A 13,362-nucleotide genomic window follows, 5' to 3' on the forward strand; every position below is an offset into this window, starting at 1 on the left:
CGGGTTCGGCTGCGGCTACCGTAGAGTTACGTCTATTTAACACGCAAAACTCAATATGTAATGCAGGCTTGAGAAACACAAGGGGGTGCGCATGACCGGACGCCCGGGAAGAACCGGGACGACCTCCAGGTCCGGCGGCCAGGCCGGTGCCGGGGATCTGCTCGAACTGGTGCGCAGCGGCCGTGCCGTGACGCGCGGCGCGCTCCAGCGGGCGACGGGGCTGTCCCGCGCCACCGTCGGCCAGCGCCTGGACCGGCTGTTCCGGGCCGGCTGGCTGCGCGAGGGCGCCGGCGGCCCGGTGGACTCGCCGCTCGGCGGACGCCCCGCCATCACCCTGGAGTTCGACGACTCCCACGCCGTGGTCCTCGCCGCCGACCTCGACACCCGGCACGCCCGCGCGGCCGTCCTCACCCTGACCGGGGAGGTCCTGGCCGAGCGCGCCGGCACGCTGGTGGTCGAGGACGGCCCGGAGGCGGTGCTCGGGGAACTGGGCGGCTGGTTCGCCGAGTTGCTGACCAAGGCCGGGCAACCGGCGGCGGAGGTCTGCGGAATGGGACTCGCCGTGCCCGGCCCGGTGGACAGCGGGACCGGCCGCGTCGTGCAGCCGCCGATCATGCCGGGCTGGGACGGCTACGACATAACGGGCCGCCTCTCCCGTGCCTTCACCGAGCGCACCGGCGCCCCGGCGGTCCCCGTCCTGGTCGACAACGACGCCAACCTCATGGCCCTCGGCGAGCAGCGCACCGGGCACCCGGACTGCCCGGCCTTCGTCCTGGTCAAGGTGTCGACCGGCATCGGCGCCGGGGTCGTGGTCGACGGCTCGGTCTACCGGGGCCTCGACGGGGGCGCGGGCGACATCGGGCACATCCGGGTCGGCGCGGACGCGCTGTGCCGGTGCGGCTCGTACGGCTGTCTCGCCGCCGTCGCGAGCGGCGGTGCCGTGGCCCGGCGGCTGGCGGAGTCCGGGGTGCCGGCCGCGTCCGGCTCGGACGTGCGGGACCTGCTGGCGGCGGGGCACCCGGAGGCCGCCGCGCTGGCCCGGGAGGCCGGACGCCGGGTCGGGGACGTGCTGGCGACGGTCGTGACGCTGCTCAACCCGGGCGTGCTGATGATCGCGGGCGACCTGGCCGGCACGCCGTTCCTGACCGGCGTGCGCGAGCTGCTCTACCAGCGGGCGCTGCCGCGCTCCACGGCCCGTCTGGACGTCGTCACTTCCCGGCTGGGGGAGCGGGCCGCGCTCATCGGAGCGGGGGCGATGGTCGTGGAACACCTGTACGCGCCGGCGCGGGCGGAGGAGCGGCTCGCGGCGATGGGCGTGTGACGGAGGCGGTCTGCGCGCCGTCATGGCTGCTCGGCGGCCCTGTGACAGGCGCGTTTGCCGTCGGTTTCCGGTTCCGGCCTCGCGTCCGCATGGTGAAATCCGGGCCGCTGTGGCAGCGTGATTCTCGCCACCCTTGATAAGGGCTGCGCTCAGATGAGCGGATCAAGCGCGGCTGCACTTCTCCAAGGGGTGGCACTGGGTGCCACCCCTTGATCGTTCATCGATCGAACTCAGTCGTGGCGATGACCGCTCATGTGAGCGGAAAGCCGCCTCGGGAAGGGTGGGTGCGTTCAAGAAGTGAAAACATCGGAGCGTCTGGGCTTGCCAAGCTTTGACTTTCGATCCCCTGGCGGACGAGTGGTTACAGGCGCATGACGCGCAAGTAGACGTACCCAGGGACCTTCGATCTGGGTATGTTCCTCGCCGTCAGGGCAGCCACCGCGGCCTCAAGGAGTCGAGACCCGTGTCGGAAAACAAAGAACCCCACGTAGCGAAGTTCGTTTACGACTTCACCGAGGGCAACAAGGACCTCAAGGACCTCCTGGGCGGCAAGGGTGCCAACCTCGCCGAGATGACCAACCTCGGTCTCCCGGTCCCTCCCGGCTTCACCATCACCACCGAGGCCTGCAAGGTCTACCTGGACAGTGGTGAGGAGCCCGCGGCACTGCGTGACGAGGTGAGTGCGCACCTCGACGCCCTCGAGCGGAAGATGGGCAAGAAGCTCGGCCAGTCCGACGACCCCCTGCTGGTCTCGGTCCGCTCCGGCGCCAAGTTCTCCATGCCCGGCATGATGGACACCGTCCTGAACATCGGCCTCTCCGACAAGTCGGTGCAGGGCCTGGCCAAGCAGGCCGGCGACGAGCGGTTCGCCTGGGACTCCTACCGCCGCCTCATCCAGATGTTCGGCAAGACCGTCCTCGGCGTCGACGGCGAACTCTTCGAGGAGGCCATCGACAAGGCCAAGGAGGCCAAGAAGGTCACGGTCGACACCGACCTGGAGGCCGCGGACCTGAAGAAGCTGGTCACCGCCTTCAAGAAGATCGTCAAGAAGGAGGCCGGCCGGGACTTCCCGCAGGACCCGCGCGAGCAGATGGACCTCGCCATCAAGGCGGTCTTCGACTCCTGGAACGGCGACCGCGCCAAGCTGTACCGCCGCCAGGAGCGCATCCCGCACGACCTGGGCACGGCCGTCAACGTCTGCTCCATGGTCTTCGGCAACCTGGGCCCCGACTCCGGCACCGGCGTCGCCTTCACCCGCGACCCCGCCTCCGGGCACCAGGGCGTCTACGGCGACTACCTGCAGAACGCGCAGGGCGAGGACGTGGTGGCGGGCATCCGCAACACCGTCCCGCTGGCGGATCTGGAGCAGATCGACAAGAAGTCGTACGACCAGCTCATGCAGATCATGGAGACCCTGGAGAACCACTACAAGGATCTCTGCGACATCGAGTTCACCATCGAGCGCGGCCAGCTGTGGATGCTGCAGACCCGCGTCGGCAAGCGCACGGCGGGCGCGGCCTTCCGCATCGCGACCCAGCTGGTGGACCAGGGCCTGATCGACGAGACCGAGGCGCTCCAGCGAGTCAGCGGCGCCCAGCTGGCGCAGTTGATGTTCCCCCGCTTCGACGAGTCCGCCAGGATCGAGAAGGTCGGCCGGGGCATCGCCGCCTCGCCGGGCGCCGCGGTCGGCAAGGCGGTCTTCGACTCGTACACCGCCGTGAAGTGGTCCCGTTCGGGCGAGAAGGTCATCCTGGTCCGCCGGGAGACCAACCCCGACGACCTGGACGGCATGATCGCCGCCGAGGGCATCCTGACCTCGCGCGGCGGCAAGACCTCCCACGCGGCCGTCGTGGCCCGCGGCATGGGCAAGACCTGTGTCTGCGGCGCCGAGGAGCTGGAGGTCGACACCAAGCGCCGCCGGATGACGGTGCCGGGCGGCCACGTGGTGGAGGAGGGCGACGTCATCTCCATCGACGGCTCCTCCGGCAAGGTCTACCTGGGCGAGGTCCCGGTGGTCCCCTCCCCGGTCGTGGAGTACTTCGAGGGCCGGATGCACCCCGGTGCCGACGACGCCGACGAACTGGTCGAGGCCGTGCACCGGATGATGGCCTTCGCCGACCGCAAGCGCCGGCTGCGGGTGCGGGCCAACGCCGACAACGCCGAGGACGCGCTGCGCGCCCGTCGCTTCGGCGCCCAGGGCATCGGCCTGTGCCGCACGGAGCACATGTTCCTCGGCGACCGCCGCGAACTGGTCGAGCGCCTGATCCTGGCGGACACGCAGGAGGAGCGCGAGGAGTCCCTCAAGGGCCTGCTGCCGCTGCAGAAGAAGGACTTCGTGGAGCTGTTCGAGGCGATGGACGGCCTGCCCGTCACCATCCGCCTCCTCGACCCACCGCTGCACGAGTTCCTGCCCGACATCACGGAACTCTCCGTCCGCGTGGCCCTCGCCGAGTCCCGCCAGGAGCCGCACGAGAACGACCTCCGCCTGCTCCAGGCCGTCCACCGCCTGCACGAGCAGAACCCGATGCTCGGCCTGCGCGGCGTGCGCCTCGGCCTGGTGATCCCCGGCCTGTTCACGATGCAGGTCCGCGCGATCGCGGAGGCCGCGGCCGAGCGCAAGGCGGCCAAGGGCGACCCGCGCGCCGAGATCATGATCCCGCTGGTCGGCACCGTCCAGGAGCTGGAGATCGTCCGCGAGGAGGCCGACAAGGTCATCGCCGAGGTCCAGGCGGCGACCGGCACGGAGCTCAAGCTCGCCATCGGCACGATGATCGAGCTGCCGCGCGCCGCGCTGACCGCCGGCCAGATCGCGGAGGCGGCGGAGTTCTTCAGCTTCGGCACGAACGACCTCACCCAGACGGTGTGGGGCTTCAGCCGCGACGACGTGGAGGCCTCCTTCTTCACGGCGTACCTGGAGAAGGGCATCTTCGGCGTCAGCCCCTTCGAGACGATCGACAAGGACGGCGTCGGCTCCCTGGTGAAGGCGGCGGCGGAAGCGGGCCGGCGCACGCGCCCCGACCTCAAGCTCGGCGTCTGCGGCGAGCACGGCGGCGACCCGGAGTCGGTCCACTTCTTCCACGAGGCCGGCCTGGACTACGTCTCCTGCTCCCCCTTCCGCATCCCGGTCGCCCGCCTGGAGGCGGGCCGCGCCGCCACCCAGTCGGCGGGCAGCGACCACCGGTAGCCCGGCCCCGGGCACCCGAACCCCGGAGCCGCCGCTGGTCCCCGACCCTCACCGATCGGCGGCGGCTCCGGCGCACGAAGGAGAGGCGGCACCCTGTGCGGGGGTGCCGCCTCTCGGCGCGTCATCTGCGGGGACTGTCAAGCTACGTCGCTGACCAGGCAGGATGGCGTTTATGCGCGTCGGCTGTTGTTGAAGCCGCGCGAAGCCGTTGTGCCCTCGTCGTGCCCTCCGGCGCGGCCAGCTATGGCGGCGTCGAGCGGTGGCAGAACATCCACTTCTGGCCCCTGTACACGGGCCAGGCCATCCCGATCGACCAGTGGCGGTCGCGGATGTGACTGGAGACCTGGGTCTAGCTGGGCAGACCGGCCGGCTACTAGGGCACAGCCGCCGACCGTGCCCTCGTAGCCGTTATGGGTTGTTGTCGGTCACTGTTGGCCGCCCTCGGACGGCCCAGAGACGGTCCACGGCAGATTTTCAGCGGGCTCCGTTCGCCTCCTACGGCCTGCGGCTTTCCGCGTGACACCCGCTGCCGGGGGATACCTGCGGAAGCAGGCCCAGGCCAAGGCTGCGTAGAGCTGCCCAGCACGGCACCAACCGAGAGAAGCCCCGTACGCCGCACATCATGGACCATCTCTTGAGATGGAGCGCAGTAGAGATCTTCGAGTTTCCGGGATCCGCTCTGCGTGAGGATCAAGGAAGTTTACCAAATTCATCAAGCCACACTGCAGATCCGTGATTCGTTGGAGCGAATCGAGGCTTTGGATCAGCGTTTCGATATCCGCCGTCAAGCCTTGCGTCCATTTTGTAAATCCTGGATCGACTTCAAGCCGATTACAGAACTCGGCATACCCCAGGCATGATTCCGCGTGCCCGCCTCTGTTGATCATCAGCTCGCCCAGGGCGCGCTGTTCACCACGCAGGACGCGGAAGCGGCGATCCGAGTAGGTACTCGTACTAAGCGCTTCACTGATTTCGGTCAGCAGCGAGATCAGCTTGCGATTATCCTGTCGATTCCCTAGATCTAGGAATCTGATTCGGCGCCGTATTATCTCAACCCAGCCCAAGTATTCGCAGATCACAAAAAGGGTACTCCGGCGAGCATACTCCCTCTCCCGCGCCACCTCCGAAGCCCCGTAGGTTTGCAGAAAATGCTGTGTCATGATGTTATAGAGGCGCGACTGCAAGTCAAATGCCGACCATAGCAATGGGTCCCGGAAGCGGCTCATGATGTCGTGCCGCTTTGCCTCTCGAGCGAGCTCAGCGGATTGCCGCTCAAGCTCTGCTGATAGCAGGGTTTGCATTCTGGCCGCTCGAGAGCTCAACACTATGCTCACCAGGGCAACGACGGCCGATATTGCCGATACGGTGAGCTGGATACTCATAAGGCGATTATCGACCACTCGCTTGTTGCGCGCACTCTGGGGCTTCATATCCGACCTCAGTACCTGGCCGACACCGGGCCAGACGCAGCCTGCCTGTCGGGGTCAGCGGGGCATTACGGTGGGACACGAGGGCCCCCTGAGTACCGGTCGTAGATGTCGCAATCCACACCGAACCCAGAAGGCCCTCACCTGTTCAAGCACTCAGCTCGCGTGTCACCAACGTCCCGGGACAGCACACCTAGCGCCGGTCCTGATGTGAAACCGGCGGACGTGACCGGGCTGACCTCTCGGCCATGGCAAGCCGTCGGTGATCCTGAAGCAGAGTGTTTCTACGGGAGCGGGGGAAGGAGTCAGAGCGGGAGGGAGGACAGGAGGCAGCCGTGGCCGTCCTCGCGATCTTTCTCCTCACCATCGGGACGCTCTTGGTCCTGCTCGGGGTGCTTCTGGTCCTTGTCGGGACGCTTCTGACCGCCATCGGGGTGGCCTTGATCCCTATCGGGGTGGCCCTGATCGCCGTAGGCACGTTCTTGCTAATCCGGAGACTTCTTGGCCGCGATCGAACGCGATCTCACTTCGGGTGAACTCGAGGGCAGCCCTCAGTGCAGCCACAACTGATCACCGGCGGCCGTGACCTGCGGTCGCCGAATCGATCAATGCCTGACCTCTGTCAGTCGCTGGTGAGGGGCCAGACCTTCCAGGCCAGATCCAAGCGGCCGTATGCGTCGTCGAACCAGGCATCGTCCAGCGGGACGGTCACTGTCACCGTCGTCAAGGACGATGAGGCGTCTCTGATCGTCACATGAGCCCGTTCCTCCTCCAGGTCACGCTCGATGAACACCTCAGGCCCGCGGGTGTCCTCGCGCCACGCGATGTCCTGCCCGGCGTCGAGCGCGTCCAGGGCTTCCTGCCAGTGCCGCAGGTCGTCCGGGAGCACCCAGGTCTTGAGGCTTCCGCGCACGAACGGCGTGTCGACCAGAAACTCCCCGGTCAGTGCATCGCTGGCGTCCTGAGCGTCCGAACGCTCCCTTCCCGTGAGGCGGAGGATGACGCTGTTGCCCTCGCCCTCCAGGCGGATCACGTCGATCGGGCCCTCGTCCACCGGTAGTCCTTCCCGCTTGTGCATGCTGCCGCACCCTAGCCGTCGCTACGGTCGGTACGCGCACTCGTGCGAGCGTGAGCGAACAAAGGCCCACTCCGCTGGGCCACGGTGAAGGCCGAGTGGCGTGCCGGTTGAGCGAGTTGAGCGTTGTGCTGCCGGAAGCGAGGCCGGACGCTCGGGCGGCCGCCTCAGGCGTCCTCGGCGTCCAGGCGTTCCGCCGACTCCAGCAGGTATCCCGGCAGCTTCGAAGCGGCCCCCAGCACCTCGACGCCGATGAGGCGTCCCTGTGCGTCGAAGTCCAGGTTGATCATGCCGTCGACCCCCGCCGGGTCGCAGGCGTACATGTGCGCCGACCGCGCACGGGTTCGTGGGTCGGTGAAGTACACGTACGCGGCATCCGCCGTCCCGTCGTAGGTCACTCTGACATCGGCCACGTCGGCTCGCTCCCCGGATGCGGTTCACGTCGGCGCGATCCGCTTCGCGCCCGGACAGCCCCGACGATGTCGGTGATGCGTCCGGTGCGCAACGGAGTCGATGCGGGCATCGCCGGCCGGCCGGGGCGGGGGACACGTGGCGGAACCCGCCGGGGGCCGTCGGGAGCGAGGAGCCCTCCGCCGCGCCGTCCGTCAGGCCGTGGAGCCGCCGTCCACCACCAGGTCGGCGCCGACCACCGACGCCGCGTCGTCCGAGGCCAGGTACAGGACCGCCGCGGCCACCTCCTCGACCGTGGAGACCCGGCCCAGTGGGACCCCGGCGCGCACGCGGGCGGCGCGGCCGGCCGCCGTCTCCCCGGGCAGGAAGGACATGTCCGTGTCCGTGGCGCCGGGGCTGACCGCGTTGATGCGGACGCCGTCGGCGATGTGGTCCAGGGCCGCGCCGCGGGTCAGGACCGAGACGGCCGCCTTGGTGGCCGCGTAGGCGGCGGTGCCCGGCAGGCGGCTGTGGACGCCGATCCGGGAGGCGATGTTCACGATGGCGCCGCCGCGCGGCTGGGTGCGCATCTGCGCCACCTCGGCCCGCAGCGCGAGGAAGACGCCGGTCACGTTGACGTCGAGCATCCGCCGCCAGTCCTCCTCGGCCAGGTCCGCCACGGCCCGTCCGCGGCCCTCCAGGATCCCGGCGTTGTTCACGGCCACGTCCAGGGAGCCGAAGCGTTCCACCGCCGCGGTCACCGCATCCCGCAGGTCGCCGGCGCGGCCGACGTCGGCGGTGACGGCCAGCGCCGTGCCGCCCGCCCGCCCGACCAGCGCCGCCGTCTCGTCGAGCGGCTCCCGGCGGCGGCCGGCGACGACCACGCGCGCGCCCTCGCGGGCGAGGGCGAGGGCCACGCCCCGCCCGATGCCCGATCCGGCACCGGTGACGAGTGCGGTCCTGCCGAGGAAACGGCCCGTGGTCATGATCTCCCCTTTTTCTTGACTGATCGGTTCAGAATGCGGGCAGAAAAAAGAGCGCACCTCCGTGAGGCGCGCCGGCGTCAGTCCAGCAGGGTCAGTGCCCCCTCGGCCGCGTCCCGCACGCGGGACGGGTCCGCCGACGCCTTGCCCACCACCCGCAGGCCCTGCAGCAGCACCAGCAGCGTGCGGGCGAGGACGGCCGGGTCCCGGTCCCCGGGCAGCTCGCCCTGTGCCCGCGCGCGCAGCAGCGCGGAGTGCAGCAGGGTTTCGAGGTGGTCCCAGCTCTGCTCCACCCGGCGAGCGGCGGCCGGGTCGTGCGGGGCCAGCTCCACCGCCGTGTTGGTGACGAGGCAGCCGTACTCCCGGCTCTCCGTGGCCGTGGCCTCGGCGGCGAACCGCCGGACCACCGCGCGCACGGCCGGCAGGACCGGCCCCGGCCGGGACAGCTCGCCCGCGAGCCGCGGGTGCTGGGTCCGGCCGTACCGGTCCAGCGCCTTGAGGTACAGCTCGTGCTTGCTGCCGAAGGTGGCGTACAGGCTGGCCCTGCCGATGCCCAGGTGCTCGACCAGGTCCGCCATGGAGGTCGCCTCGTAGCCGCGCCGCCAGAACAGCTCCAGCGCTGCCCGCAGCGCGGCGTCGGGGTCGAACTCCTTGGTCCTGGCCATGCCGTGCAGCCTAGGTTTTTGTGGAACGATCAGTCAAGTAAGGGTCGGTCGAGTATGCGTCTGCCGGGCAGCGGAGCGGCCGGGGCGGTCAGGCCGCCCGGACCCGGTAGGCGGTGATCCGCACCGACTCGTCGTCCAGGCACTGCCCGCTCTCCAGGTCGAAGCGCTGCTTCAGCAGCGGGGACGCCACGAACGGCCGGTCGCGGTGGGTGCCGGTCAGACCGCGGGAGAGGACGGCCGCGCCGGTGAACGGGTCGCGGTTGTCCACGGCGTACAGGCGGTCGCCGCGGTCGCGGAAGAGGGCCACCTGCCCGCCGCCCGGCAGCAGGGCGGCCACCCCGCGGCCCGGGTCCAGCGCACTCAGGTCGCAGACCGTGAACCAGCTGTCGGCCAGCCGTACTTGGATCTTCAGGTCGGTCGTCTCGGGGGCCAGGGTCATCGCTGGGCGCTTCCTTCCAGGACGTCGTCGGCGGGCCGCATGCCGATGGACAGCAGCGGCAGGTCGGGCTTGATCTGGTCGCGCTCGGGGACGAAGGCGACGACCGGGTCCGGGGTGTCCGGGGCGTTCACGAAGGACACGAACCGGGCGAGCTTCTCGGGGTCGTTGACGGTCTCGGCCCACTCGTCGCGGTAGTGCGCGACATGGGCCCGCATGAGCTGTTCCAGCTCGTCGCAGATGCCGAGCGAGTCGTGCACCACCACGTCCCGTACGTGGTCCAGGCCGCCCGGGATCCGCTCCAGCCAGGTCGAGGTCCGCTCCAGCCGGTCGGCGGTGCGGATGTAGAACATCAGGAAGCGGTCGATCAGGCGCACCAGTTCGGCGTCGGACAGGTCCTGGGCCAGCAGGTCCGCGTGGCGCGGGGTCGCGCCGCCGTTGCCGCCGACGTACAGGTTCCAGCCGTTGGAGGTGGCGATGACGCCGAAGTCCTTCGACTGGGCCTCCGCGCACTCCCGCGCGCAGCCGGAGACGGCGGACTTGAGCTTGTGCGGGGAGCGCAGCCCCCGGTAGCGCAGTTCCAGGTCGATCGCCATGCGCACCGAGTCCTGGACGCCGTAGCGGCACCAGGTGGAGCCCACGCAGGACTTCACCGTGCGCAGTGACTTGCCGTAGGCGTGCCCGGACTCGAAGCCGGCGTCCACCAGGCGGGCCCAGATCAGCGGCAGCTGCTCGACGCGGGCGCCGAACATGTCGATCCGCTGGCCGCCGGTGATCTTCGTGTAGAGGCCGAAGTCCCGGGCGATCTCGCCGATCACGATCAGTTTCTCGGGCGCGATCTCCCCGCCGGGAATGCGCGGCACCACCGAGTACGAGCCGTTCTTCTGCAGGTTGGCCAGGAAGTGGTCGTTGGTGTCCTGCAGGGCCGCCTGCTCGCCGTCCAGGACGTAGCCGCTCGCGCCGATCGCCGGGGCGAGGGAGGCGATGATCGAGGCCACGGCCGGCTTGCAGGTCTCGCAGCCGTCGCCGCCCCGGGCGTCCTCACGGCCGTGCCGGTCCAGCAGTTCCCGGTACGAGGTGACGCGCAGCGCGAGGACGATCTCGTACAGCTCCTCGCGGGTCTGGGCGAAGCAGCCGCACAGGCCCTTGTCGACCTCGACGCCGGACGCCTCCAGCTCGGCGGTGACCAGCTGTCCCAGCACCTTCACGCAACTGCCGCAGCCGGTACCGGCCTTGGTGCACTTCTTCACCTCGGGCACGGTGGCGCACCGGTGTTCGGTGACGGCGCCGCGGATCGTGCCCTTGCTGACGTTGTGGCAGGAGCAGACGACCGCGTCGTCCGGCAGGGCCGACGGGCCGAGCTGGGCCCCCGAGTCCGCTCCGGCGGGCAGGACGAGGGACTCGGGGGAGATGGGCGGCACCGTGCCTGTCAGCGCGCGCAGGGTGCCGTACGCCTCGGCGTCGCCGACCAGGATGCCGCCGAGCAGCGTGCCGTCGCGGCCGACGACCAGCTTCTTGTACAGGCCGGCCCGGGAGTCGGAGTAGACGACGTCCAGGCAGTCCTCGGTGGTGCCGTGCGCGTCGCCGAAGGACGCCACGTCCACGCCGAGCAGCTTGAGCTTGGTGGACAGGTCGGCGCCCGTGAACGCGGCCTCGTCCCCGGCGATGGCCGCCGCGGCCGTCTCGGCCTGCTCGTACCCCGGCGCGACCAGACCGTACACCCGGCCGTCCGCCGCCAGCGCGCACTCGCCGATCGCGAACACGCGCGGGTCGGAGACGGTGCGGCACCGCTCGTCGACCGTGATGCCGCCGCGCTCGCCGACCGTGAGGCCGCAGTCCCGGGCCAGCTGGTCGCGGGGGCGGACACCGGCGCTGAACACCACCAGGTCGGTGGCGAGCGCGGAGCCGTCGGACAGCTTCATGCCGGTGACGGCACCGGAGGCGTCCGTCACGATCTCCTGGGTGCCCACGCCGGTGTGGACCGTCAGGCCCATGTTCTCGATGGTGCGCAGCAGGGCCGCGCCACCGCCGTCGTCGACCTGGACCGGCATCAGCCGGGGCGCGAACTCGACGATGTGGGCGTCGAGCCCGAGGCCCTTGAGCGCGCCCGCCGCCTCCAGGCCGAGCAGGCCGCCGCCGACCACGGCGCCGGTCGTCGCCCGCGCCTTCGCGTACTCCTCGATGGCCAGCAGGTCCTCGATGGTCCGGTAGACGAAGCAGCCGGTGGCGTCCTTGTTCGGCACCGGCGGGACGAACGGGTAGGAGCCGGTGGCCAGGACCAGGACGTCGTAGTCGACGGCGAGGCCCGAGCGGGCGGTCACCCTGCGCGCCTCGCGGTCGACGCTCGTCGCCGGGTCGCCGACGTGCAGCTCGATGCCGTGGTCCTTGATGAACTCCATGTCGGTAAGCGAGAGGTCCTCCGGTGTCCGGCCGGAGAAGTACGAGGTCAGCTGCACGCGGTCGTAGGCCGGACGTGGCTCCTCGCACAGCACGACCACGCGGTGGGTGGCGGTCAGGCCACGCTCGGCGAGCGCCTCGAGGAAGCGCTGGCCGACCATGCCGTGGCCGACGAGCACGATCGTGGGGGTGGCCCCCGGGGTGGCGGTCATTCAGGAGCCTCCATCGTTGGTGAGCAGGTGGAGCAGGGGGCCGTCGCCGGGGAGCGGCTCCGTGCCCTCCCAGGCGCGGGCGAGCGCGCCGACGGTGCCGAGTTCGCCGACGAGGACCCCGCCGACCAGCCGGTCGTCGCGGACGACGACCTTGCGGTAGGTGCCCCGGGTGGCGTCGGCGAGCCGCACCACGTCGTCGCCGGGGCGTGCCTCGGTCTCGCCGAACGCGGCGAGGTCGAAGGGGGAGCCCGGGCCCGTGAGGGTCAGCCGGGTCAGGGAACGGGTGCCCGAGTAGCGGGCGTTCGCGTCGCCCGCGAGCAACTCGGCGAGCGCGTCGGCCTGTTCCAGGGCCGGGGCGGCCAGTCCGTAGACCGTGCCGCCGTGCTGGGCGCAGTCGCCGATGGCGTGGATGTGCGGGTCGGAGGTGCGCAGTTCGTCGTCGACCAGGACGCCCTTGCCGACGGCGAGTCCCGCCTGCTCCGCCAGACCGGTGCGCGGCCGCACGCCGCAGGCGAGGACGACGAGGTCGGCGTCGAGGGCGTACCCGTCGGCCATCTCCACCGAGCGGACGGCGCCCGCGACACAGCGCACGTCGCGCACCCGGCACTCGGTGTGCACCTCGACGCCGAGGTCCGTCAGGTGCCGCAGCACCAGCCGGGAGGCCTCCGGGTCGAGCTGGCGCTCCATGAGCCGCTCGGCCTGCTGGGCGAGGACCACCTGGGCGCCGCGCACGGCGAGCGCGCGGGCGGCGGAGACGCCCAGCAGCCCGCCGCCGACGACGACCGCGCGCACCCCCGGCCGGGCCGTCTTGGCCAGCCCCAGGCAGTCGTCCATCGTGCGGAACGAGTGGACGCCCTCGGGGAGCTGGTGGTCCGGGCCGAACAGGCCGCGCAGCGGCGGCAGCACCGGGTTGGAGCCGGTGGCCAGGACCAGCGTGCCGTATGCGATCGACGTGCCGTCGGCGCAGACGACGGCACGGGCGGCCCGGTCGATGCCGGTGATCCGGGCGCGCAGCAGGCCCTCGGGCGCCGGCAGGCCGATGACCTCCGGGGCGTACCGGCCGGCCAGCACCTCGGCGAGCAGGACCCGGTTGTACGGCGGGTGCTCCTCCTCGCCGGCCAGTAGCGCGGGCGTGCCCAGCTCGCCGAGCCGCCGGGCGAGCCGTACGCCCGCGAGGCCGGCGCCGATCACCACCACACGCGTATTCGAGGTCATGTCCCTGAGCGTGCGGCCCCGACGTTACCCGGCAGCATCACCGTTGTTTCCCGGGAG

Annotated in this window: 11 protein-coding genes; 3 read left to right on the forward strand and 8 right to left on the reverse strand. The window is 70.5% G+C overall.

Annotation, left to right across the window (positions count from 1 at the left end; translation table 11 throughout):
* The first annotated feature begins 91 nt into the window (after nucleotides 1–91).
* Together IE177_RS06585 and ppdK are read left to right on the forward strand one after the other, a co-directional pair.
* Nucleotides 92–1,321 carry an ROK family transcriptional regulator gene (locus tag IE177_RS06585; RefSeq protein WP_190013785.1) on the forward strand — a complete coding sequence of 410 codons (1,230 nt, stop codon included), beginning with the start codon at nucleotides 92–94 and terminating at the stop codon, nucleotides 1,319–1,321.
* Nucleotides 1,322–1,784: 463 nt separating this feature from the next.
* Nucleotides 1,785–4,505, forward strand: a complete 2,721-nt coding sequence (gene ppdK / locus IE177_RS06590; RefSeq protein WP_190013786.1) for a pyruvate, phosphate dikinase — start codon at nucleotides 1,785–1,787, stop codon at nucleotides 4,503–4,505.
* 620 nt (nucleotides 4,506–5,125) lie between these two features.
* Here ppdK and IE177_RS06595 read toward each other — a convergent pair.
* Nucleotides 5,126–5,887, reverse strand: a complete 762-nt coding sequence (locus IE177_RS06595) for a hypothetical protein (protein ID WP_190013787.1) — start codon at nucleotides 5,885–5,887, stop codon at nucleotides 5,126–5,128.
* A 380-nt stretch (nucleotides 5,888–6,267) separates the two neighbouring features.
* On the opposite strand from IE177_RS06595, the gene IE177_RS06600 reads away from it, so the two are divergent.
* Nucleotides 6,268–6,468 (forward strand): hypothetical protein, encoded by a 201-nt coding sequence (locus tag IE177_RS06600; protein ID WP_190013788.1) that lies wholly within the window; start codon nucleotides 6,268–6,270, stop codon nucleotides 6,466–6,468.
* 86 nt (nucleotides 6,469–6,554) lie between these two features.
* Here IE177_RS06600 and IE177_RS06605 read toward each other — a convergent pair whose 3' ends face one another.
* From IE177_RS06605 to IE177_RS06635, 7 genes are all read right to left on the reverse strand, one after another.
* Nucleotides 6,555–6,986 (reverse strand): DUF5959 family protein, encoded by a 432-nt coding sequence (locus IE177_RS06605; protein WP_190013789.1) that lies wholly within the window; start codon nucleotides 6,984–6,986, stop codon nucleotides 6,555–6,557.
* 188 nt (nucleotides 6,987–7,174) lie between these two features.
* Nucleotides 7,175–7,420 carry a DUF2283 domain-containing protein gene (locus tag IE177_RS06610; RefSeq protein ID WP_190013790.1) on the reverse strand — a complete coding sequence of 82 codons (246 nt, stop codon included), beginning with the start codon at nucleotides 7,418–7,420 and terminating at the stop codon, nucleotides 7,175–7,177.
* A 192-nt stretch (nucleotides 7,421–7,612) separates the two neighbouring features.
* Nucleotides 7,613–8,383 carry an SDR family NAD(P)-dependent oxidoreductase gene (locus IE177_RS06615; protein WP_190013791.1) on the reverse strand — a complete coding sequence of 257 codons (771 nt, stop codon included), beginning with the start codon at nucleotides 8,381–8,383 and terminating at the stop codon, nucleotides 7,613–7,615.
* A gap of 77 nt (nucleotides 8,384–8,460) precedes the next feature.
* Nucleotides 8,461–9,045, reverse strand: coding sequence for a TetR/AcrR family transcriptional regulator (locus IE177_RS06620; RefSeq protein ID WP_190013792.1), 585 nt, complete (start codon nucleotides 9,043–9,045; stop codon nucleotides 8,461–8,463).
* Between the two features lie 88 nt (nucleotides 9,046–9,133).
* Nucleotides 9,134–9,484: a nitrite reductase small subunit NirD gene (nirD, locus tag IE177_RS06625; protein ID WP_190013793.1), complete on the reverse strand. Its 351-nt coding sequence runs from the start codon at nucleotides 9,482–9,484 to the stop codon at nucleotides 9,134–9,136.
* A complete protein-coding gene (gene nirB, locus IE177_RS06630) occupies nucleotides 9,481–12,090 on the reverse strand; it encodes a nitrite reductase large subunit NirB (RefSeq protein WP_190013794.1) in 2,610 nt (869 codons plus the stop codon). The genes nirD and nirB overlap by 4 nt, the downstream gene beginning before the upstream one ends.
* Complete coding sequence (locus IE177_RS06635) at nucleotides 12,091–13,305, reverse strand: NAD(P)/FAD-dependent oxidoreductase (protein WP_190013795.1); 1,215 nt, start codon at nucleotides 13,303–13,305, stop codon at nucleotides 12,091–12,093. It abuts the gene before it with no gap.
* Nucleotides 13,306–13,362 lie beyond the last annotated feature (57 nt).

This window comes from Streptomyces lucensis JCM 4490, assembly GCF_014650035.1.
In the GTDB taxonomy this organism is placed as follows: domain Bacteria; phylum Actinomycetota; class Actinomycetes; order Streptomycetales; family Streptomycetaceae; genus Streptomyces; species Streptomyces lucensis.

Coding starts and splice junctions, on each gene's coding strand:
- IE177_RS06585 (WP_190013785.1), top strand. CDS start 92: ATGACCGGACGCCCGGGAAGAACCGGGACGACCTCCAGGTCCGGCGGC.
- IE177_RS06595 (WP_190013787.1), bottom strand. CDS start 5,887: ATGAGTATCCAGCTCACCGTATCGGCAATATCGGCCGTCGTTGCCCTG.
- IE177_RS06615 (WP_190013791.1), bottom strand. CDS start 8,383: ATGACCACGGGCCGTTTCCTCGGCAGGACCGCACTCGTCACCGGTGCC.
- IE177_RS06620 (WP_190013792.1), bottom strand. CDS start 9,045: ATGGCCAGGACCAAGGAGTTCGACCCCGACGCCGCGCTGCGGGCAGCG.
- nirD (WP_190013793.1), bottom strand. CDS start 9,484: ATGACCCTGGCCCCCGAGACGACCGACCTGAAGATCCAAGTACGGCTG.
- nirB (WP_190013794.1), bottom strand. CDS start 12,090: ATGACCGCCACCCCGGGGGCCACCCCCACGATCGTGCTCGTCGGCCAC.
- IE177_RS06635 (WP_190013795.1), bottom strand. CDS start 13,305: ATGACCTCGAATACGCGTGTGGTGGTGATCGGCGCCGGCCTCGCGGGC.